This is a genomic window from Brenneria alni (assembly GCF_003666245.1).
Taxonomy (GTDB): Bacteria; Pseudomonadota; Gammaproteobacteria; order Enterobacterales; family Enterobacteriaceae; genus Brenneria; species Brenneria alni.
In genome coordinates, this window is sequence record NZ_MJLZ01000043.1 from 1 (window position 1) to 21,729 (window position 21,729).

Below are 21,729 nucleotides of genomic sequence, written 5' to 3' on the forward strand. Positions count from 1 at the left end.
CACAGACATATAGATTAGTGTTACACATACGTTGTCTATAGTAGAGAATGAGATGTTAAGATAGATTCTCATATTATTAATTGACATATTATATATCACTTTAAAGTATACTTTCTAATTTTACATATTTTTTTTTTTTCAGATGTGTATAAGAGACAACTTATCACCTAAGCGGTAATTTTCATCTGTAAATTCAGCATATATTTTGTAGGCAGAACCCCCTACCATATAGACCTTCATTATGCTACTTGCGGCAGTATATTTAGGCTTGAAGTCTGAATGCGCATACTTAAATAATTTTGTTATCCTGGGTCTTTCCAGAAATCCCCTTGATAATAATCGGGTAGGACTGTCGACTAAGACTGGTGTTCTTAAAGAGGCGTAAATGGTGAGGGACAAATCACCAAAACTATACAAGGCATCTCCGGTATCTTTATTATATCCAGCTAAAGATGCAAGACCTCTGTATATGTCTCTGACTGTTCCCGAACTATATTCCCCATCATGTATAATAGGACTTAATGACTCATAGATGTTATTACCGCCATGAGAAACTAATAAAACTCCGAATGATTTAAAATGCTTTACATTGAGATATTTTCCCAATCTATATAATTGAACTCCCATAAATGCCTGAAAACCACCCGCAACAACACCAGATGCGATTTTGGTGTATTTCAAAACACCCTGGTCTTCAAATATATCCGTAACGATATATTTTACATAATCACCCGTTCGTAGCTTTTGGTAGTCTCTTTCTGTTTCCTCACGCTCGGTTACCAATTCATGAAGGATATGATTTTTATCAAAAAAACTAATTGTTGATGACTTAAGTTTCATCTCCGTTTCATTGATGAAATCCTCAATTTCACGAAGATAACGCATCCTTAGTGTTTTATCTTGAATGAAAAAAGAGGAAGCCAACAGAGCAACCCTCCTCAGGCGGTTGCTTTCCTCTAAAAAGTGAAATTGATGTGCCGAATCGATACTCATCTTAATATTCCACATCTTTCCATAAGATATAAGAGCTTGTCCGTGCAACTACATGTTCCCATTCAATCGATGCGAACTTGAATGAAATATTTTCCTGAGGCTGTAATTCGTTGTGTGTTAATGAGTTTGGGGCGAAAAAGCGAATATCATTGATAACCGCATCTCTTAGCACCATTTTGAAATAGAGTTCATTACCACCTGATTGAGAAGTTCTGTAAAAAAAGAACTCACAGGTTAGTTTTTCATTACCATTCAATGCCTGTGCCAGAAGCGGGGTGGCTTTATCTATTGGCTTTCTGATTTCTACAGGGGAGAGTGAAACATTATCTTGTCTTGTTATCTGGTTCATTAACTCATAAACAAAAATCTCATCTTCATGGGAAGCCTGATATTTATTACCAATCGAGTCTGCACTTGAACAACCCGCAGAGATCAGACCTTGTTTGATGCCAGTGAGTTTCAGATAGATCAAATTTGCCATTATTTATTCCTTAATATTATCCATAATCCTGCCCCATAAATCCTTTTTCCTTATGGGGGGGTAATTTCTGCATTTTTTAGTCAACGAGTCAATAGCCGTTATCGTACAATGTGTATGACTTTAAATGGTTGCTTGAATTATAATTATTGTGATAATTATTTAAATAGAATTTAATTCTAGTAGAAGAGAACAGTATCCCTTAACCGCCTATAAACGTAAGCCTTAAATTGCACACAAAATCCGTTGGGGTACTTTTTGGGGTATCAGCTAAAATAGAACAATTATTCACCTTTCAGAGTCAAAAAATATGCAATAGGTATTGCTCTATATTTATTGCTTTGTTTTTTATCTGTGGTATATAAATAGTGAAGATGTTAAAAATAAGGATAGATCGTGAAACTATACGGTAAAGAAATTAGAGATGAAGAATGGCAAAAGCATAAGGATTTTTTAAAATATGCTGAAAAAAAAGTTGATGAAATTAACAAGAGATATAATTTTGATCCAGCTAGGAAGGAATTTATTAAAAATAAGCCCCACTAATTGGGGCTTATTCATATTACCACTTGTCATTTTCTGTAGTGAGTGGGTTATATGTCTCAGCTACCAAAACCAATTCTTTATACTGCAAGATTAAATAATTGATTTCTTTAAAAAGTTCTTCTTGACCAATGTATGCTTCATCAAGAAGCTCAATTAGTTCTCTTAATCGCTCTTTGATGAAACCAGCAACGACTAACCCATCTTCTAACTGACCTTTAAGTTCTATAACCGTAATTTTTTCTTTCATATTACTTCCTTTTTATAATTTTAGGTTCGGTGGGAATTCTCCTCTTCCATATTTTTAAAGAGAATTCTCTTTCCTGAACACACTAACTATATAAGGATTCGGCTATAAGAGGTTAATCCTCGTTGATAGATTAATTGAATCATAAATCAGTGTCTATATGTAAATATATAGAGATGATTTATGATTATTCATTAGTGTGATATATATCGCCGCATGAAAATATATCTTTCCTATTTTTAAATGGATAGAGTAATTTTTTAACTAGCCATCCTTGGCAGTAAAATTTATCTCTTCTGAGCAAACTCAAACGGCCTAACCACGCCATCACGGTTTGCATCCAAAAAATCAGCCCACCATTGCAGCATCAGCTTACGCTCATCGAGATGTTCAGCCTGATGGATGTAGGCTGCCCGGACATTATTACGCTCCTGATGCCCCATCTGACGTTCAACGGCATCCTTTGACCATAATCCTGATTCGATCAGGGAACTACATGCCATTGTGCGAAATCCATGACCACAAACTTCTTTCCGGGTATCGTAGCCCATAGTCCTTAATGCCTTGTTGACCGTGTTTTCGCTCATCGGCTTATCTGCATAGTGATCGCCAATGAAAATAAAATCATGCTCACCGCTGATTTGATAAATTTCTTTCAGGATGGCAACGGCCTGTTTGCTGAGCGGAATAAAGTGAAGAGTTTTCATCTTGGCACCACGATGTGAGTTTTTCACCCCTTTAACCGCTTTACGCTCTTCCGGTATTGTCCATAACGATTTTTTAAAATCGATCTCTGACCAGCGGGAAAAACGAAGCTCGCTGGAGCGGATAAAAATCAGCAGGGTGAGCTGAACGGCCAGTCGGGTGAGCAAACGACCTTTATAGCTGTCAATGTGTCCTAAAAATTCATGATAGCGCTCAAAGGGAAGGGCTGGGCGATGCTGACGTTTACCCGTGTTAACGGCACCTGACATCTCCTGAGCGGGATTGTAATCGATGATCCCCTGCTGAACGGCATAACGCATGATGGCTGTGGTGCGTTGTTTCAGGCGCATTGCCACTTCGTTGAAGCCCTTGTCTTCAACCACTTTAATAGGCACCAGTAAGTCGCGGGTTTTCAGATCGGCGACATGGCGTTTGCCGATGACGGGGAAGATATAGGTTTCAAAGGTACGGAGGATCTTGGCACCATACTCTTCCGACCATTTTTTGTTGGAGGCGTGCCACTGACGGGCGACGATTTCAAAAGAGAAAGCGCCGCTGTATTCCAGTTTGTCTTCCTGCTTTTTGGCAGAAGGGTCGATACCATTAGCCAACAGCTTACGGGCAGCATCACGGCGCTCTCTGGCTTCTGACAGAGAAATAGTCGGATAGACGCCGAGCGCATAGGTTTTCTGCTTACCAGCAAAACGATACTGCAAACGCCAGTATTTCGAGCCGTTTGGGTGGATAAGAAGGTGCATACCGTTGCCGTCTGTTAGTTTCACAGCTTTGTCGGAATGCTTTGTTTTTCTGATTTTTACCTCAGTCAGCGCCATCGTTCAGCCCTCCGATTGATGGTACAAGGCAAATCGAACCGGTTGTGCCAACCAATCTACCATCAATGATGTGTAGCTGTAGAGCGTTTTGGGTAGACGTCGATAGACGAAGAAAGGGAAATAAGTACTTGTTTGAAATGCAGAAAACAGACGTCAATAGACGTCTGTCTCCTTTAATCTGGCTCCTCTGACTGGACTCGAACCAGTGACATACGGATTAACAGTCCGCCGTTCTACCGACTGAACTACAGAGGAATCGTGTGAACGGGGCGCATCATAACGGGGAGTACCGTGCATGTCAAAGACGGAAACCCTAAGTTTGATCTGTTTGTCGAGAGAATGCGCAACGTGCTGTGATATGGGATGAGGCGGAAGTAAAGGGGGGCGGATTGCCGCCCTTGCTATCATTTATCGGCCAGTACGAACATCCCGTAGGGGTGAATCTGTAAATAGTCGCAATCACCTGGGTTGGGCTGGAGTTGCGTGGCGTTGACCTGTAATAGTAGCGATTGCCCGTGCCACTCTACCTGTACCTCGTATTGTGGTCCCATGTAGGCGACTTGAGTAATTGTGCAGCGCTGGCTTTCCTCGCCTTGCTGGCCGAGCGTGATGGCTTCAGGGCGAACGCCGAGGGTACATTCACCCAGTCCCTCGGCAAAACTTTGCGGACGAGGCAGCTTATAGCCGTAAATATCCACACTGTCATCAGAGATTGCCGCCGGGAATATGTTGGCATCCCCCATAAAACTCGCCATAAAGTGGGACGCAGGCTGACGATACAACTCCTGCGGTGCGCCTAACTGCATGATTTTTCGTTTGTTCATGACCAGAACCATATCGGAAACCGCAAAAGCTTCACTCTGATCGTGCGTCACATACTGCGAGGTGATGTTGAACTGTTGTTGCAGCTCGCGGATTTTTTCACGCATACTGCGGCGTAAGTTGGCATCCAGGTTACTCAGCGGTTCGTCAAACAGTAACACCTTGGGCTTGAGGATTAACGCACGGGCCAGCGCTACGCGCTGCTGCTGTCCACCTGAAATCTGATCGACAAAACGATCTTCGAACCCTTCCAGATCGACCAGCGCCAGCGCTTCCTTTACCCGCTGGGTAATCTCCGTCTTTGGACGCCTCAGCATTTTCAGTCCGTAGCCAATGTTTTCGCCCAGCGACATATGCGGGAAAAGGGCATAGGACTGAAACACCATGCAGATGTCGCGTTGCTGGATGGAGCGATTTGTCACATCTTCGCCGTCGATAAAAATTTGGCCATCCGTCGGCTTTTCCAGCCCGGCAACCAGCCGGAGTACGGTGGTTTTGCCACAGCCGGACGGGCCAAGCAGCGTCACCATTTTCCCTTGTGGAATGGCCAGATTCAGCGAGTCAATGACGGTGTTGTGGCCGAAACGTTTTGTAACCTGCTTCAGTTCAACAAAAGTTTTATGATAGGCGTCCTGGCCGCCGCAAGCGGCGTTAGACACCGTTCCCGAGGTTTTTTTATTTTCAATATTCAAGGTAATCACTCCGCTTAGTCGCTGTTCTGGGCTTTGGAACGGGAAACCCGCGCTTCACCGACCAGATAGTCAAACAGGAAAATAATGGTCAGCATGACCACAATCAGTATTGAGCCGTAGACAATCGCCATGCCGTATTCACCATCTTCCACCCGGTTAAGGATGTAGGAGGTGGCGACGCGGGTATCCGGCGTAACCAGAAAGATAATGGCGCTGACGGTGGTAATCGCCCGCACGAAGCCGTAGATCAGGGCCGACAGGATGGCCGGGCGCAGCAGCGGCAACAGGATCATCAGCGCTAGCCGTAGTCCCTGCGGCAGCAGCAGCGCTGCCTGTTGGGCGTTATGACTCAGATAAAAGCTGATGGTCCACAGCGCCAGCCAGCTTAAGCCTCTTCAGGGCCGCAACGTTTGGTGAGATAACCGCCTGCCCCTGCGTCCAACGCACTTTGTACAAAAGCGCTGGTGTCGTAGATGCTCAGAATAATGGCGCGGAAGCCGGAACGCTGCCGGCGCAGGCGGGTTAATAAGCTCAGGCCGCTTTCATCCGGCATGGCGATATCAATAACCGCCACGTCAATGGGGTGTTTGAGAAGGTGCGGCCATGCTTGCGCAGCACAGTCATACTGCCCGATAACCTGAATGTCCTTTTCTAATGCCAGAAGCTGTGCAAAGCCAGAACGTACAACGATGTGATCGTCTATCAGCGCCACATTAATCATGGTAGAGCCACGTTAACCCAAGGTCACAAGAATATAATGATGCGCAGCAATCCTGCTCTTAGCAACCGCAGGAAATAAAAATGGAAGCGAGTTAACAATCTTTCAGGCGGCGACCTCATTTGGGTGGGGATGTGCGAAATACCAGGCGACGGTTTTTTTAATCAACGCTTCGGTAGCATCAATATAGCTTTCAGGCGCTGTTTTTATTTCCTGCTCCAGAATAAGGGGAAGCTCTGTACAACCCAGAATGATTTTTTCAACGCCGTCTTGCAGCATACGATTTTTTATTGGCGTGAGTATACGGTGGGCGGTTTGAGCGTCACCGGACTTATAAGCATAAATACTGTCCATCACCGCGCTTTGCTCTCCCTCCGTTGGCACATAGCAGGCAATACCACTTTTTTCCAAATTGCCCTGGTAAATCTGCGCCTTAATAGTGGCGGTGGTGGCCAATAATCCAACGCTGGATATTTTCTTATCCTGAATGAGTTGGCAGGTCGCATCAATGATGCTGATCATTTCTACACGGCTATGTAATTTTAATTCATTAAACCAGTAATGCGCGGTATTGCACGGAATAATAATGCACTCAGCACCGGCATTCTCTAATAATTTCATATATTGAATCATTTTTTCCAGCGGTGACGCACTATGATCAAGAATGCATTCTGTCCTGTCTGGAATATCCGGGATGGAAACAGCAATCATCGGAATATGATCCTGATCGCGGTATACCGGCGTATTTTTTATCAGCTTTTGCATCGCATCAACCGTTGCGCCCGGCCCCATGCCTCCAAGAATACCCACTAAGCCCTTCATGTTATTTTCCCCTGGGATGCTGTAAGTAAACAAATAATCGCATGTTGCCGGGGAATGTGAATTGCTAAATTCCCATTAGCTATGTATGATTTGCATAGCAACTCGCTTCCTTATGCTTTTTCTGGGTTTAACAACACGGTAAAATATTATGCTTAGTAATATCGAAACAAAGTGGCTTTATGATTTTATCGCGCTGGAGGAATTTCGCAGTTTTACCGTTGCCGCAGAAAAAAGAAATATTTCTCAGTCATCATTCAGTCGCCGTATTCGTGCGTTGGAAAGTGCAATTGGTTTTGAGCTATTTAACCGTAGCTCTTCGCCGTTGCAATTAACCGAACAAGGTCGCGTTTTTCACGCGCATATTCGCAATACGTTGGATGATTTAGAATATCAACTGAATAAACTGCATGGCGGTAGTAATTATAAAAACAAAATCACCATTGCCGCGGCCCATTCGTTGTCAATTTTCATTATGCCTGAGTTATTAAAGAGCGTACCAGAATCGCAGGAGAAGATATTTTATGTTGAATCGATTGATGTTGATGAGGCGGTATTAAATCTTAAAGAAGGCCGAAGCGATTTTATCTTCTCTTTTTATAATGAAGAACTGATGTCTGAGCCTTTTATGCATGAGAAAATACTGGAGTCGCGTCTTTATCCTGTCTGTGCCTGTGATAGCGGCGGGCAACCGCTATTTGACATTAATGCGCCCACCGTACCGTTGCTGAATTATACCGACGGAAGCTATATGGGGCGTCAGGTAAACCGTTATCTTGCTGGCATCGACAACGATAAATTTGTGATTACCTTTGTCTCTTCAATGAGTGATTTGCTTAAGCGGATGACCAAACAAGGATACGGTATCGCATGGCTGCCGGATTATTCGATTCAGGACGAGCTGAAAGAAAAGACGCTCGCCATTATCAATATGGAACATGCGGTAATGCAGATGGGCGTCTATATTTATCGTCTTGATACCCGGTTGAACATGGCGTCAGAAAAATTCTGGCGCTATATGAAGAGCCTGAATCAACAGTAACCTCTGCCAGCCTCAGGTTTCCCAAAAGAAGATGGCGGCCAATCAGACCGCCATCCCGAAGCAAAACGAACGGTTAATTACCGGCTCGCATTGGCCTCTTCATAGGCAATGTCTTCTCCTGCTTCATCCACTTCTTCTTCCTCCGGCTTGCCAATGCTGTTTTCCAGCTTGGCGACAACGGCGGTAGAGATACTATTGCCAATCACGTTAGTGGCGGTACGACCCATATCCAGGAACTGATCGATACCGATAATCAGCAGAATACCCGCTTCCGGCAGGCTGAACATCGGTAGCGTGGCGGCAACCACCACCACGGAAGCACGTGCGACACCTGCCATACCTTTACTGGTGATCATCAGAGTTAACAGAATCAGGATTTGCTGTGTCACGCTTAAATCAATGTTGTATGCCTGAGCGATAAACAGGATCGCAAATGACTGATACATCATTGAACCATCAAGGTTGAACGAGTAACCCAGCGGCAGCACAAAGCTGGTGATTTTCTTTGGCACGCCAAATTTAGTCAGCGCTTCCATGGTTTTCGGATAGGCTGACTCGCTGCTGGCGGTAGCGAAAGCCAGCATGGTCGGTTCGCGGATCAGTTTCGCCAGGGTGAAAATCGGTTTGCCGAGGAAGGCATAGCCAACCAGGAATAACGCGGCCCACAGCAATGCCAGACCAAGATAGAACTCGCCAATCAGTTTACCGAAGTCATAAAGCAGACCCAGCCCTTGAGTGGTAATGGCAGACGCAATTGCGGCAAACACTGCAATCGGCGCCAGACCCATCACATAGTCCGTCACACGGAACATGACTTTCGCCAGTTCTTCGATCATGGAGGCTATCGCCGAGGCGCTTTTGTTCTTGTTTTTCACATAAGCGAGGGCTGAACCGAAGAACAACGAGAACACCAGAATTTGCAGAATTTCATTGTTTGCCATCGCTTCCACGATACTTTTCGGGAAAATGTGGCTGATGAAGCTCTTAAGCGTAAAGCCATCGGTGTTCAGGCCGGTAGCGACCTGTGCAGCATTGACGGGCACTTCCAGGTTCATACCGGCGCCGGGCTGGAAGAAATTAGCCAGCACCATACCGATGAGCAGGGAAAGGAAAGAGGCGGTGATAAACCAGATCATGGCTTTCAGGCCAATACGTCCGACCGCAGAAGAGTTGCCCATACTGGCCAGGCCTGAAACCAGCGTGGCGAACACCAGCGGTGCAATGATCATCTTGATCAAACGCAGGAAAATATCGGTAACCATGTTGAAATAAGAGGCGATTTCTTTTGCACGTCCGCCGTCAAGGTACTGATGACATAGCCATCCTACGAATATCCCTAATAAGATAGCGATGGCTATCTGTATAACTAACTTCTGCCTTTGCATATTGACCTCATGTTGGTGAATAGATTCAGACAACACACAGTATTATTACAGCGTGGGAACGATGCGTATTCCATGAACGCACTGAACCAGCACCCTGATTGTTGTTGGGGTGTTGTGTCTGCCTGCGAGATATTACATTGATTCTGATTTTTTGCCGTTTTTTTCTGTGTGACGAGATGCAAATTATAACTATTTAATGCGAAAAAAGCATACATATTGAACAGTTATGAAAATAATGGATAGCTCGTGGATGAGCAGGTGGGATGATTTTTTTGAAAAAAACATAAAAAACAACCCAATATACTGCGGTGTTCAGCACCGGCTTACTGACTTATCAGATTTACTTATAATGATACGGACATTAGCAATAAATTGAATTTTGTTCGGTTTTCATTCATCAGAACGGTCGCTTGATGACAATATCATTCAGTGAATCTTTATCAGGGAGATAAGTATCTGCCTGACAGTAAATCTTTTTGATAAATAATTTTTGACGCTGTTTATTATTTCCGCAATAAAAAATGGAAAGTATTTGTGCTTATTATGATAATTACAGGTGATATTTATGTTAATTAATAAAGCGATGGTGAGGTAATATCGCTGGTTGCTGGTATCCGGCGGTAAAATAAAAATAAGCCTGGCGGTCGTGCCTCAGACATCCAGCCGACGCCGCTGGCCTGATAAATGATTCTTATTATTCTTTGGCACAGAGAAAGTTCTGAATCGTGGTTGCTAACCACGATTCAGATCAAGCAATTGGCGTGGTGACATAGGATTTCCGCAAGTTAGTCCTTACACTATTGACCTTATCGATCATGGTGACTTTATTGTGGTGGTTATGGCGATAAGACTGACGGATTCCCCATCACGTTTGTCCATTTTGTGGCAGGATGCTCTGCTGAAAGTGTCACAGACATTGTTGCAGCAACGCAGTGTTGATTCACTGTTACAGGTGCTGGATGGTTTGTCTTTTTCGGTCGTGCGGTTTGGCCGGGTTAATCTTTTACTGATCGATCCATTACATAATCAAACGCTGTTTTATCGCCGCGATCGCAAGGCGAATAAGACGATCTGTAGTGAAGAAGCCCTGCTGTTAATAGATGGGCCGGGCGGTGTGGTATGGAACACTCATACGCTACTGCATTGTGACAAAGTTCACTTCCAGCGTGATTTTCCCCATCTTATGGAGCAACCCGCTTATGCCGGGTTAAGTGATTATTGCCAATTGCCCTTATCAACGCCGCACCGGGCGTTGGGCGGCGTCGAGTTTATTAAAATCGACGGCAGCCGGTTCGATGACAGAGAGATTGCCTTTTTTCAGGCGCTGTCCGGCGTGATCTCGCTGGTGTTGGAAAACATCAGTGAACGGGCGCTGGCGCAGCGTGAAGAAGAGAAATTGCGCCATGAGCGTGACCATTTCCGTATTTTGGTTGATGTGACTAACACGGTTATTTCCAAGCTGGAACTAAAGGCGTTGGCGCAGGAGGTTTCAAAGGAGATCCATCGTTTTTTCAGTATCGATTTTGTGGCACTGGCCCTGCGGGATGGCGATGACGACGATAAGACACTGAAGTATTACGCCACGCACTATCTTGCCGGGCATTCACCGCAACTAGGCATGGGGGAACTGAAACTGTCGGAAACGCGGGCCGCTGAAGTGATGCGTAACAACGAGGTGATGCTAATCAATAACCGTGATCTTATTATCCAGCCCGGTCAGCCACGTTATCTGGCGCAAGGGTTCGACAGCGAATTAAAACATGCCTGCCTGCTGCCACTGGCTTTCGGTAATCGCGTACTGGGCGTGCTGGAGCTTGCTCACCGCAGCAATCTCTCGGTCAATGATGCGGAAATGAAATTACTGCGCCAGATTGCGTCGCGTATCGCCATCGCGCTGGATAACGCGCTGGCCTACGAACAGATTACCCGCCTGAAAGACAGCCTGATTCATGAGAACTTCTATCTGACGGAACAACTGACCGAGCATCACCAAAGCCTGGAGGGAGAAGCCTTTGGTGAAATTATTGGCCGCAGTGCGGCGATCCGCCATGTGCTGGAACAGGTGGAAATGGTGGCAGGTAGTGACAGTACCGTGCTTATTCTGGGGGAAACCGGAACCGGTAAAGAGCTTATTGCCAGGGCTATTCATAGCCTTAGCCCGCGTAACGGCAAACGCATGGTGAAAATGAATTGTGCGGCGATACCTTCCGGTTTATTGGAAAGCGATCTGTTCGGGCATGAAAAAGGGTCGTTTACCGGTGCGACGAATCAGCGGCAGGGGCGTTTTGAACTGGCGAATGGCAGCACGCTGTTTCTGGATGAAGTCGGTGATATTCCCCTGGAGCTTCAGCCCAAATTGTTACGCGTGTTGCAGGAGCGGGAGATAGAACGGCTGGGCGGCAGCAAAGTTATCCCGGTTGATGTGCGTCTGATTGCCGCTACCAATCGCGATCTGAAACAGATGGTCGCTGATCGGGAATACCGCAGTGATCTCTATTACCGCCTGAATGTCTTTCCTATCGTGATACCGCCGCTGCGTGACAGACCGGAAGACATCCCGTTGTTGGCAAAATTTTTCACCCGTAAGATTGCGCGTCGGATGAACCGGACCATTGACAGCATTCCTTCTGAAATGTTGCGTCAACTTAGCAAACTGCCCTGGCCGGGCAATGTGCGCGAGCTGGAGAATGTTATCGAAAGGGCGGTGATCCTCACAAGGGGCGCCACGCTAAATCTGCAGTTGGCTGAATTGCAATATCACCCGTCTCCTTTGACTGCGCCTAAGCCATCCCCCGCTATTGGGCTAGATACGCAGGTGGCTGCCCCCGTGATGGAGAGTGATGAAGAAGAGTCTGAACGCCAGCGGATTATTCGGGTGCTGAGAGAAACCAACGGTATTGTTGCCGGGCCAAAAGGCGCCGCCGCAAAACTGGGTTTGAAACGCACGACATTGTTATCGCGTATGCAGCGTATGGGAATTTCCGTCAAAACGATAGAGACTATGGAGTGAATGGCGTGTTTACCGGGGAGTTGCTCGTTTGCCGCCTTCCTGCATCTTGAAATTTTTGGCTATCGTCATATCAGTAATGACTGACTGATTTATCAGCGGGCCAGCACGCTCATTGCCGTAATAATCGGGCCGCCTACGGTACGTTTTAATGCGCCAATCGCCAGGCCTTTCAGCAGGGTTTTGGCGCCACGACGGATCGTGCTGTTGATGTAGTCCTTGTCTTTAGCCGAACGCAGCCAACCAAGCTGTTCAAATTTCTCAAGTAATTGATCAACTGAAACTTTTTGGCTATCAAAACAGATAGCCACCGATCCGGCATAGAGACGATGGGTGACCGCTTGCACACCCTCCATCAGCCCCAGTTGCATGACAACCTGTGCTACCTGCTTGGGATTGCGCTGAATATAGTCGGAACGTACACGAATACGGTTCTGGGTCTGGTGCAGGTAGGGGGTCATGGCAACCTCAAATACGGGAATAATAATGCGAATAATTTACGTTACCAATATTAGCTTGTCTACTGATTGCCGGTAAATCCGCTGTTTTTTTGCCCTACGGCTCACAAAAGCCAAAGCCACTTGATAAACCGCAAAGAATCAAAACAACACCGGCTGATAATGGCAATGTTTGTAAGGTTTTTGCGTTTGCCTGCCGTTGATGCCAGGCAGTTAGATGGACAATGTCCGCCATGTGTAGCCGATGTAGGAAGCAGTATGGAGCCAGATGATTTAAGCGGACTGATGCTGCTGCGTCGTTTTGTCGCGGTAGAACATCATATACCGGGACGTATACGTTTACGTTTCACCAACCGGCTGATCCCCAGTCTCGGCAAGGGAAAGCTGGAAAAACTGGAGGCGTTATGCCACCCCGAAAATGCGTTGCGCCATTATGCCCTCAATACCCACACCGGGAGTTTGCTGCTGGAGTATGACGCCAGGCAAATCAAGCCGGCGGTGTTGACGCAGCTTTTCGGAGCGGATGATGCAGCGGCCCGGCAAGCGCTGGAACAGTTGGTTCAGTCGCTCTTGCCGTCATCCTAATCATTAAGGAATCGAATATGAGCAATGATAATAGCAATCCTGTAAATCATGGGGGCGCTTATTACCCGCCATTTGGCTACCCGTACCATCCTTATTACCCGCCCGCATCCCCGGCGCCTGAGGCGGCGGCTGCACCTCAACAGCAGCCAATGCATTGGCCTCAACCTCCTGTGTGGTATCCGCAAATGATGCCGGGATTCCCGCCGCCAATGGGATATCCCATGCCGCCGCAGGCTACGACGCCTCCACAACCTTCTCATCACCATCCTGCACAGCCCGCTTTTGACTGGAACGGTCAGGCGCAAAGCATGGTGGAAAATATGATGGGTGAACAGGCAGGGATACTGAAAAACATTATCGGGACGATTGGTATGGATGATAAAGAATTCTGGAAGGGCGCGATGATTGGCGCCGCAGTCACGCTGCTGTTAACCAACGAAGGCGTGCGCAATATGCTGTTGCAAACCGTTGCCAGCACCAGCGATTTGCTTAAAACCGGCGGAACTAAAGTCAAAGACGGGGTGAAAAGCGGCGCGGAAACCTTGAAAGAAACCGCAACCACCAGTTCGACTATTTTCCGCGACACGCTGAAAGCCGGGAAAGAGGGCTTTAATGAATCGGTAGAGCGCCATCGTCAGCAAGGACAACCCGCAAACGAGGAGCCGCAGGATGAGCAACAATCGTGACAGCCTCAGCCCGGTGAGCCGGGCCGTTATTGCCGGGGCGCTGGTAGGCACCACGGCTGCCTGTGTTGAACAATGGCGTCACTATCAGAATGGCGAAAAAACGCTGCATCAGACCGCTGCCGCCGTCATGTGCGACGCCGCCAAAGGGGGAGCGGTCGGTGGCGTGGTGATGGCTGTCGCCAATGCGACCGCCGGTCGCCCTGCGTTGACGTTTTTGACATTGCTGGGCGCCGGTGCCGCCGGTATCTATCTGATGGACGCGATAAGTAAAAAGGGAGCAAATGATGAAACAGCCTGATTATCCCTATACGTACTACCCTTATTATCCGGTGTATGCGCCGGTGCCGCCAGCGTCTTATCGTCAGGCCAACGGCAAAGCTCACTTGCTTACCGGCGTGGTTGCCGGGGCGGCCATTGCCTATTTGCTGAGTAACCGTGAAGTCCAGCAAGGGATCACCGCCACGGCCAGCAAAGCATGGGGTACGGTTCGTGGCGAAGTGGAAGAGCTGAAAGAGCGGTTGGCCGATTTGCAGGCCGAGTTAGAGTATTACCGTAACCGTGAACAGGATGCTGAGTGATCCATCAATTGTCTGAAACCATCACGCTGGTTCATCAATTACCGGGGCGGATACGCCTGCGTATTCCACAGATGCGCGACTACCCGCAGAGTCTGGCCTGGCTGAAACGCCAACTGCTGTCTTTCAGCGGCGTTAATGGTGTTCGCCTGCGTCCTGAAGCCTGTTCCGCAGTCATCACCTATGACCGCGTACAGACCAAAGGCGAAACCCTGTGGCAGAAAGCGCAGGCGCTGGATTGGCAGACGCATACCGAGGGGGGCTATGAGACTGAATATTGCAATAGCGATAATCTGCTCAATCTTGGGGGCGTTGCGCTGGCCCAGATACTGCCCAAAAATTGGGCCGCGCTGCCTGCCTTGTTGCTGACCGCGCCCACGTTGGCCGAAGGGGCGGAAAGCCTTGCTCATGGTCAACTGAAAGTTGAAGTTCTGGATGCTATGGCGCTGGGGTTATCGATGGCGCGGGGCGATCACCGTACGGCGATGATCACCCAGTCCCTACTGACACTCGGTGAGTATCTTGAGCAGGAAACCAGCCGTCATTCCGATGCTCTGCTGGCCGATCTGATGCAACCCAGGGAACATTCTGTTTGGGTTGAACGGCAAGGCGGGCGTGAGGAAATTCAGAGCGGTGAGCTGGTTAATGGCGATTTGATGTTGTTGGGCCCGGGAGACAATATTCCCGCTGATGGTACGGTTCTGCGCGGCGTAGGGCTGATTAATCAGTCATCAATGACCGGTGAAAGCGTGCCGGTACGCCGGGAGCGTGGCGCCTGGGTCTATGCGGGTACGCAAGTACAGGATGGCAATATCACCGTTCGTGCTGAACGGGTTGGCGATGAATCGTCCACTGCCCATATCCGGCGCTTTATCAGCGACTCTCTGAGCCAGCGCAGTGAAACACAGCAAGTTACCCAACAGATGGCCGACAGACGCGTAGCCATCACCCTGGGTGTTGGCGCGGCGGTTTTCGCCTTAACCCGCGACTGGCAGCGTTTGGCCGCCGTTTTTCTGGTGGATTACTCCTGCGCCCTGAAACTGAGCACGCCGATTGCGTTTAAATCGATGATGCACCGTGCGGCTTGTCAGGGATTACTGCTCAAAGGGGGCAGGGCGATTGAACAACTGGCAACCGTTGATACGGCGGTATTTGATAAAACCGGCACCCTGACGCATGGCGATATGCTGGTCACCGATGTGGTCAGTTTCGATCCGAAAAAGATCTGGGCCGAGCGTTTGCTGGCTATTGCGGCATCTGTTGAAGAACACAGTAATCATCCGCTGGCGAAAGCGGTGGTGGCGGCGGCGGCAGATCATGCGTTGCCGCATATTAATCATGGTGAAGTGGAATATATCATTGCCCACGGTTTACAGTCCGAGATGGACGATCATCGCATGGTGATTGGTAGCCGTCACTTTCTGAGTTGTCACTATCGTATTGATTTCACACCGTTTGAAAATGAAATTGCCGAACTGGAAGCGCTGGGGCGTCACCTGTTGTTCATCGGCCTGGATGATCGTCTGGCAGGGATGATTGGCTTGCAGGATAACATCCGGGAAGAGGCCGCCGCAGTGATTCAACGGCTGCGTGAGTTGGGGGTGAAAAATATCGTCCTGCTGACGGGTGATAAAGCAGAAAAAGCGCAGCAATTGGCGCAAGCGCTATCGATCGATCGCTTTTTTGCCCAGGCGACACCTGAGAGCAAGGTTGACGTTGTACGTACTCTGCAACAGCAGGGCCATCGGGTGTTGTTTATCGGCGACGGCATCAATGATGCTCCGGTATTAACCCAGGCTGACGTGGGCATGGCGATGAACCAAAGCACCGAGTTGGCGCAGCAGGCCGCCGATGCGGTATTGTTGCAGGACAGGCTTGACGGTGTGGTTACCGCCTGTGAAATGGCGCAGGAAGCGATGCGGCTGGTTAACAGTAATATCCGGCTGACGGAGTGGGTGAATAGCACTATCATGCTGGCGGCGGCAATGGGCTGGTTGAAACCGACGGCCAGCGCGTTATTACACAATGGCGCCACGCTAGGGGTGCTGCTTCGTTCATTGGCCGCCAAAAACCGCAGCTAGCGGAAAAAGCATCCGGGGGGCGTACAGGGTTCAAACTTCCCGCGATAATGACGCCTGTTGGGATAGGTTCCACGTGTGCGCAAACCTTATGACGGCCCGCATTGACTGCTCGCTCGGATCGTCATGTTGGGCGGGAATCGGTATGATTCGGCCTGTGTTCCGGCAATACGCTTAAGTAATGTCTCTACAGCCAGATAGCCCTGCGCATACATACTGGTACTGATGCTGGTCAGCGGGGTCTGTAAATGCGCTGCCAGCGGCGTATCGTTATAACCCACGACGGCAATATCTCGTCCGGCGATCAGCCCGCGGTTGCGCAGGGCACCAAACAGCCCAATAGCCAGAAAGTCGTTAACGGCAAAAATAGCGCTTGGCGGCGTGGATTGCGCCAGTAATTTTTCACCAATAGCGAAGCCCGTCGCGGCATCGAATGGACCGTGGATAATATTATGGGCAGGAATAGCGATCCCTTGCTCGCGGTAGAATTTTACAAAGTGAGTGACGCGCTCAACCGCATTACCGCTGTAAGGCTGTCCGGCAATGATAGCCACCCGCGTATGTCCTTGTTCAAACAAGTGTTGTGCCGCCATGCGCCCGCCCAATTCATCATCCGACGTCACGGAACATAATGTGTCTTTGCGTCGGCTGACCAGCACAAACGGAACCCGCCGTTCTTCCAGTTCGCCAAGGAAATTTTCTCCGGGTGTGCAATGGGCGTCACTGATGATCAAGCCTTCCACATTGCGTGCCAGTGCTTTCTCGGCCAGGCGTCGTTGGCGTTCAGGCCGATCCAGAGTGTTGGCGACAAACGCCGTGTAGTCATTATCACTGGCCGCTTCGGCGATACCTTCGTAAATCGTTGCCAGTACGATATCGGAGAGTTGGGGGACCAGAACCGCAATCTCGCGGCTGTGCCGGGTCTTCAGGCTGATGGCATGGGGATTTGGCTGATAACCCAGCTTAGTGGCTAATTCACGGATACGTTCGATGGTCTCTTTTGAGGCCGCGCTGCCAGCTTGCTCAATATCACCGTTAAGTACCCGCGAAACTGTGGAAACGTGAACATCCAGTTGTTCGGCGATACTGCGTAATGTGGCGGGACGTTTTCTCATTGAGTGGCCTTTTTAAACATCAATAGCAAGGAGCGTCGTCGGTTTCTGATGATACTTTTTTTGTACGCAAATCCTCAGAAGGGGCGACGATAACCTGTCGGAATATGGCTATGCACCGGATTGGTGAGGGGTGCGCCATTTTGTATCAAATTGTGGTTTGATAATATACCCAAACGTTTGGGTATGAATTTATTAAAATTTTTTATAGAAATAATTATTTGATAATAAAAGATTTGTTTTTACATGTTGTTTGTCGGCGGCATCACTAAAAAAAGTTGGTATATCCATTGCGTCAGTGGTGATTAGACACTTTACCAACATGAGGAAACTGTCCAGATGCCATATAAAACCGACCATTGTTCGCCTCGTTTTACACAGTTGACCGTAGCCTGCGTCCTGGCTGTTAGTGCATGGACGCCGTTCTCCGTTTCTGCTGATAACACATTACGAATCGCTATGACGGCAGGCGATATTCCTCTGACATTAGGCCAGCCGGACCAGGGTTATGAGGGCAATCGTTTTACCGGTATTACGCTGTATGACTCACTGGTGGAATGGGATTTATCACAGGGTGAAAAACCCAGTGAACTGGTATCTGGATTGGCCACCGAGTGGGCGGTGGATCCTCAGGATCACACCAAGTGGATTTTCAAATTGCGCCCTGATGTCAAATTCCATGATGGCACACCGTTCAATGCTGATGCCGTCGTCTGGAATGTGGATAAAGTTTTAAATAAACAGAGCCAGCAATATGCGCCTGCTCAAATCGGTAATACGGCTTCCCGTATGCCAACGTTACGATCGGCGCGTAAAGTAGATGATTTGACCGTTGAGTTAACCACCAGTGAGCCAGATTCGATCTTGCCGTTCAACCTTACCAATCTTTTTATCGTTTCCCCCTCTGCCTGGCAGAAAGATTTTGATGCCGTTCCTGCGGCGGTCAGCGATCCGGTTGAACGTGCCAAACAGGCGTGGAGCGCGTTTGCCCTTCATGCGGTAGGAACCGGACCATTTAAAATGAATAAACTAGTACCGCGGCAGCAATTGACGCTGGATAAAAATCCGCAGTACTGGGATCCCAAACGAATACCCAAAGTGGATCACGTCATGTTGATCCCATTGCCGGAAGCCAATGCACGCACGGCTGCATTGCTGTCCGGCCAGGTAGATTGGATTGAGGCGCCAGCGCCCGATGCGATGGATCAGATTAAAAGTAAAGGATTTAAAATTTACGCCAACGCACAGCCGCATATCTGGCCGTGGCAGTTGTCTTTTGCGCCGGGTTCCCCCTGGCTGGACAAACGTGTCCGGCAGGCGGCGAATCTTTGCCTGAATCGCAGTGAACTCAAGTCTTACCTGGGGGGCTATATGCAAGAGGCCACCGGGATGTATGAGAAAGATTCGCCCTGGTATGGCAACCCTGACTTTAAAATCCGCTATGACGAAGACGCCGCACGCAAATTGATGAGTGATGCCGGCTTTAGTGCCGGCAAACCGGTAAAAGTGAAAGTGCTTACTTCCGCGTCGGGTTCTGGTCAAATGCAGCCGTTGCCGATGAATGAATATATCCAGCAGAGCCTGAAGAACTGCTATTTCGATGTAAATATCGTGGTGACGGAATGGAACACCTTATTTAGTAGCTGGCGTCTTGGCGCCAAAGATCCGGCGGCCCAGGGCGCTGATGCGATTAACGTCAGCGCGGCGGTCATGGACCCCTTCTTTGGTTTGATGCGTTTTGCCAGTGAAAAGACGTTCCCGCCGGTCTCCACAAACTGGGGCTATTTCACCACGCCGAAAATCGAGGCGTTGATCAGTAAAGCGCGTAACACGTTTGATCCCAAAGCGCTGGACGCCGCTACCGCTGAATTGCATCGGGAAATGGTCGACGAAACGCCCTTTTTGTTTGTCGCCCATGATATGGCGCCCCGGGCTATTTCGCCTGCTGTTACCGGCGTAGTACAAGCGCAGAACTGGATGATCGATCTCACTTCAGTTTCAAAGCAAAACTGATTCGCACCGCTTGCCGCCGCCCCGGTATGACGGGGTGGCGAAATGAGAGATTCATTTTCATATCTGGCCTGCGAGGTTTGCCATGCTTGCCTTTATTATTCGTCGTCTGTTATTGGCAACACCCATTTTGCTTGGTGTGGCGCTGGTCTGTTTTATGCTGGTGCACATGACTCCCGGTGATCCCTTGGTGTCCGTTATGCCGCCGGATGCCTCCGAAGCACTACGGCAACAACTGATCCAGGACTATGGTTTTGATAAGCCTTTACCTGTGCAATTCGGACTCTGGATCTGGCACGCCGTGCAGGGCGATTTGGGAACGTCGATTGCCAGTGGCCGTTCGGTGAGCAGTGAAGTCATGAATGCGGTGAGTTATTCGTTACGCCTTGCATTACTGGCGTCGGTTATAGGGTTTGTGTTGGGAAGCCTGTTCGGTTTCGTCGCGGGTTATTTTCAGGACAGTTGGATCGACCGGATGGCTTCTGCTTTTTCCATCTTTGGCGTCAGCGTGCCGCATTATTGGTTGGGGATGCTGCTGGTAATCATTTTTTCTTCACAGCTTAACTGGCTGCCTGCGACGGGGGGTGGCCCAATGGGCGAGATAGGCTGGGCCTGGGATTGGGCCCACCTGCGATTTATGCTGTTGCCTGCTATCACGTTGTCGGTCATTCCGACGGGAATTATTGCGCGTACCGTACGCGTTCAGGTGGCGGAAACGTTATCACAGGAGTTTATTGTCGGGCTGCGGGCTAAAGGGATCGGTGAATTTGCGCTGTTTACCCACGTTGCCAAGAATGCCGCCCCTACTGCATTGGCGGTCATGGGGCTGCAAATAGGCTATCTGATGGGCGGTTCCATTCTGGTGGAAACGGTCTTTGCCTGGCCGGGGACCGGGCTTCTGCTCAATTCAGCGATTTTTCAGCGTGATTTACCCTTGCTGCAAGGCACTATCTGGGTACTGGCCCTGTTCTTTGTCCTGCTTAATCTGCTGGTGGATATACTGCAAACATTGTTCGATCCGCGCATCAAGAGGGCATGACCATGAACCTGAATATCAATCTAGTTGATCAGGCCGCGCCTGTCCTGGCGCCAGAAGAAAAATCCCCTGGTTATTGGCGTATCGTGTTAGGGCGGGTGATTCGTGATCCCTCGGCCTTGATCGCAGGGTCGGTGATTTTATTGCTTTTGGTACTGGCAATACTCGGGCCGTGGATTGTTCATGGCGATCCCTATGCCACTTCCATGTTCAAACGGCTGAAGCCTATTGGTTCCCCTGGGTTCCCGCTTGGGTCTGATGAACTGGGCCGCGATATGCTCTCGCGTCTTATGCTGGGAGCCAGGCTGTCTTTATTTATGGGTATCACGCCTGTGGCGATCGCTTTTTTTATCGGTTCGGTGATTGGCATTATTGCCGGTTACGCGGGTGGCTGGTTGAACAGTGTGATCATGCGTACTATCGATATTTTCTACGCTTTTCCTTCCGTGCTGCTGGCCATTGCCTTGTCGGGCGCTATGGGAGCCGGAGTGGTTAATGCGTTGATCTCCTTGACGCTGGTCTTTGTACCGCAGGTGACACGCATTGCGGAGAGCGTCACCACTCAGGTGCGTAATCGCGATTATATCGAGGCCGCTCGCGCCTCCGGGGCTTCGGCATTCACCATTATATATACCCAGGTATTGGGAAATGTCCTGGGGCCTATCTTCGTTTTTACCACCGGGCTGATTTCGGTATCGATGATCTTGGCTTCGGGCCTTTCTTTTCTGGGGTTGGGGGTCAGCCCGCCAGAGCCGGAATGGGGATTGATGCTGAATACGCTGCGCACCGCTATCTATACCCAGCCGTGGGTATCGGCATTGCCGGGTGTGATGATTTTTATTACCTCAATTTCCTTTAACATTTTGGCCGATCGCCTGCGCATGGCGATGGCGATACGGAGTTGA

The 21,729-nt window shown here is 48.9% G+C and carries 20 protein-coding genes, 1 tRNA gene and 2 pseudogenes; 11 read left to right on the plus strand and 12 right to left on the minus strand.

What is annotated here, in order from left to right; translation table 11 throughout:
- Positions 1-138 precede the first annotated feature (138 nt).
- Together BIY29_RS16225 and BIY29_RS16230 are read right to left on the minus strand one after the other, a co-directional pair.
- Positions 139-993: a DUF4225 domain-containing protein gene (locus BIY29_RS16225; protein WP_170158960.1), complete on the minus strand. Its 855-nt coding sequence runs from the start codon at positions 991-993 to the stop codon at positions 139-141.
- 1 nt (position 994) lies between these two features.
- The gene (locus tag BIY29_RS16230; RefSeq protein ID WP_039280041.1) at positions 995-1,474 is read right to left on the minus strand and encodes an Hcp family type VI secretion system effector; all 480 of its coding nucleotides are present in this window, start codon (positions 1,472-1,474) and stop codon (positions 995-997) included.
- 393 nt (positions 1,475-1,867) lie between these two features.
- On the opposite strand from BIY29_RS16230, the gene BIY29_RS20295 reads away from it, so the two are divergent.
- Positions 1,868-2,017 carry a hypothetical protein gene (locus tag BIY29_RS20295; protein WP_170158961.1) on the plus strand — a complete coding sequence of 50 codons (150 nt, stop codon included), beginning with the start codon at positions 1,868-1,870 and terminating at the stop codon, positions 2,015-2,017.
- 16 nt (positions 2,018-2,033) lie between these two features.
- Here BIY29_RS20295 and BIY29_RS16235 read toward each other — a convergent pair whose 3' ends face one another.
- From BIY29_RS16235 to cuyB, 7 genes and pseudogenes are all read right to left on the minus strand, one after another.
- Positions 2,034-2,264 (minus strand): hypothetical protein, encoded by a 231-nt coding sequence (locus tag BIY29_RS16235; RefSeq protein ID WP_121576108.1) that lies wholly within the window; start codon positions 2,262-2,264, stop codon positions 2,034-2,036.
- Positions 2,265-2,548: 284 nt separating this feature from the next.
- On the minus strand, positions 2,549-3,799 hold the full coding sequence (locus BIY29_RS16240; RefSeq protein ID WP_121576109.1) for a tyrosine-type recombinase/integrase: 1,251 nt from the start codon (positions 3,797-3,799) through the stop codon (positions 2,549-2,551).
- A 179-nt stretch (positions 3,800-3,978) separates the two neighbouring features.
- Positions 3,979-4,054 (minus strand) — tRNA-Asn (locus BIY29_RS16245).
- A gap of 149 nt (positions 4,055-4,203) precedes the next feature.
- Positions 4,204-5,280, minus strand: a complete 1,077-nt coding sequence (gene fbpC, locus BIY29_RS16250) for a ferric ABC transporter ATP-binding protein (protein WP_121576133.1) — start codon at positions 5,278-5,280, stop codon at positions 4,204-4,206.
- A 47-nt stretch (positions 5,281-5,327) separates the two neighbouring features.
- Positions 5,328-5,609, minus strand: a pseudogene (locus BIY29_RS16255) (iron ABC transporter permease); the annotation flags it as partial.
- A 95-nt stretch (positions 5,610-5,704) separates the two neighbouring features.
- A pseudogene (locus BIY29_RS16260) lies at positions 5,705-6,034 on the minus strand (response regulator); the annotation flags it as partial.
- Positions 6,035-6,136: 102 nt separating this feature from the next.
- On the minus strand, positions 6,137-6,853 hold the full coding sequence (gene cuyB, locus BIY29_RS16265; protein ID WP_121576110.1) for a cysteate racemase: 717 nt from the start codon (positions 6,851-6,853) through the stop codon (positions 6,137-6,139).
- 148 nt (positions 6,854-7,001) lie between these two features.
- On the opposite strand from cuyB, the gene hypT reads away from it, so the two are divergent.
- On the plus strand, positions 7,002-7,892 hold the full coding sequence (gene hypT / locus BIY29_RS16270; RefSeq protein WP_121576111.1) for a hypochlorite stress DNA-binding transcriptional regulator HypT: 891 nt from the start codon (positions 7,002-7,004) through the stop codon (positions 7,890-7,892).
- Positions 7,893-7,969: 77 nt separating this feature from the next.
- Here hypT and BIY29_RS16275 read toward each other — a convergent pair whose 3' ends face one another.
- Positions 7,970-9,277 (minus strand): dicarboxylate/amino acid:cation symporter, encoded by a 1,308-nt coding sequence (locus BIY29_RS16275; protein WP_121576112.1) that lies wholly within the window; start codon positions 9,275-9,277, stop codon positions 7,970-7,972.
- Positions 9,278-10,115: 838 nt separating this feature from the next.
- Here BIY29_RS16275 and flhA point away from each other — a divergent pair.
- Positions 10,116-12,287: a formate hydrogenlyase transcriptional activator FlhA gene (gene flhA / locus BIY29_RS16280; RefSeq protein WP_121576134.1), complete on the plus strand. Its 2,172-nt coding sequence runs from the start codon at positions 10,116-10,118 to the stop codon at positions 12,285-12,287.
- 92 nt (positions 12,288-12,379) lie between these two features.
- On the opposite strand, the gene BIY29_RS16285 is transcribed toward flhA, so the two are convergent.
- Complete coding sequence (locus tag BIY29_RS16285; protein WP_121576113.1) at positions 12,380-12,745, minus strand: HMA2 domain-containing protein; 366 nt, start codon at positions 12,743-12,745, stop codon at positions 12,380-12,382.
- 255 nt (positions 12,746-13,000) lie between these two features.
- Between BIY29_RS16285 and BIY29_RS16290 the strand changes: the two genes are divergently transcribed.
- From BIY29_RS16290 to BIY29_RS16310, 5 genes are read left to right on the plus strand one after another with little or no spacing between them, the layout of a single operon-like run.
- Entirely contained in the window at positions 13,001-13,327 is a 327-nt protein-coding gene (locus BIY29_RS16290; RefSeq protein WP_121576114.1) for an HMA2 domain-containing protein, read from the plus strand.
- Between the two features lie 17 nt (positions 13,328-13,344).
- On the plus strand, positions 13,345-14,013 hold the full coding sequence (locus BIY29_RS16295; protein ID WP_121576115.1) for a YtxH domain-containing protein: 669 nt from the start codon (positions 13,345-13,347) through the stop codon (positions 14,011-14,013).
- Positions 13,997-14,311, plus strand: a complete 315-nt coding sequence (locus tag BIY29_RS16300; RefSeq protein WP_121576116.1) for a magnetosome protein MamC family protein — start codon at positions 13,997-13,999, stop codon at positions 14,309-14,311. Before BIY29_RS16295 ends, BIY29_RS16300 begins: the two co-directional genes overlap by 17 nt.
- Positions 14,295-14,591 carry a YtxH domain-containing protein gene (locus tag BIY29_RS16305; protein WP_240630176.1) on the plus strand — a complete coding sequence of 99 codons (297 nt, stop codon included), beginning with the start codon at positions 14,295-14,297 and terminating at the stop codon, positions 14,589-14,591. The genes BIY29_RS16300 and BIY29_RS16305 overlap by 17 nt, the downstream gene beginning before the upstream one ends.
- Complete coding sequence (locus BIY29_RS16310; RefSeq protein WP_121576118.1) at positions 14,588-16,669, plus strand: heavy metal translocating P-type ATPase; 2,082 nt, start codon at positions 14,588-14,590, stop codon at positions 16,667-16,669. Before BIY29_RS16305 ends, BIY29_RS16310 begins: the two co-directional genes overlap by 4 nt.
- 86 nt (positions 16,670-16,755) lie before the next feature.
- Here the strand turns inward: BIY29_RS16310 and BIY29_RS16315 are convergent, their stop codons facing one another.
- Positions 16,756-17,781, minus strand: coding sequence for a LacI family DNA-binding transcriptional regulator (locus BIY29_RS16315; RefSeq protein ID WP_121576119.1), 1,026 nt, complete (start codon positions 17,779-17,781; stop codon positions 16,756-16,758).
- A gap of 336 nt (positions 17,782-18,117) precedes the next feature.
- On the opposite strand from BIY29_RS16315, the gene BIY29_RS16320 reads away from it, so the two are divergent.
- The 3 genes from BIY29_RS16320 (at position 18,118) to BIY29_RS16330 (ending at position 21,729) form a co-directional block, all read left to right on the plus strand.
- Complete coding sequence (locus tag BIY29_RS16320; RefSeq protein WP_121576120.1) at positions 18,118-19,791, plus strand: ABC transporter substrate-binding protein; 1,674 nt, start codon at positions 18,118-18,120, stop codon at positions 19,789-19,791.
- An 82-nt stretch (positions 19,792-19,873) separates the two neighbouring features.
- Positions 19,874-20,827: an ABC transporter permease gene (locus BIY29_RS16325; RefSeq protein WP_121576121.1), complete on the plus strand. Its 954-nt coding sequence runs from the start codon at positions 19,874-19,876 to the stop codon at positions 20,825-20,827.
- A gap of 2 nt (positions 20,828-20,829) precedes the next feature.
- Complete coding sequence (locus BIY29_RS16330; RefSeq protein ID WP_420808428.1) at positions 20,830-21,729, plus strand: ABC transporter permease; 900 nt, start codon at positions 20,830-20,832, stop codon at positions 21,727-21,729.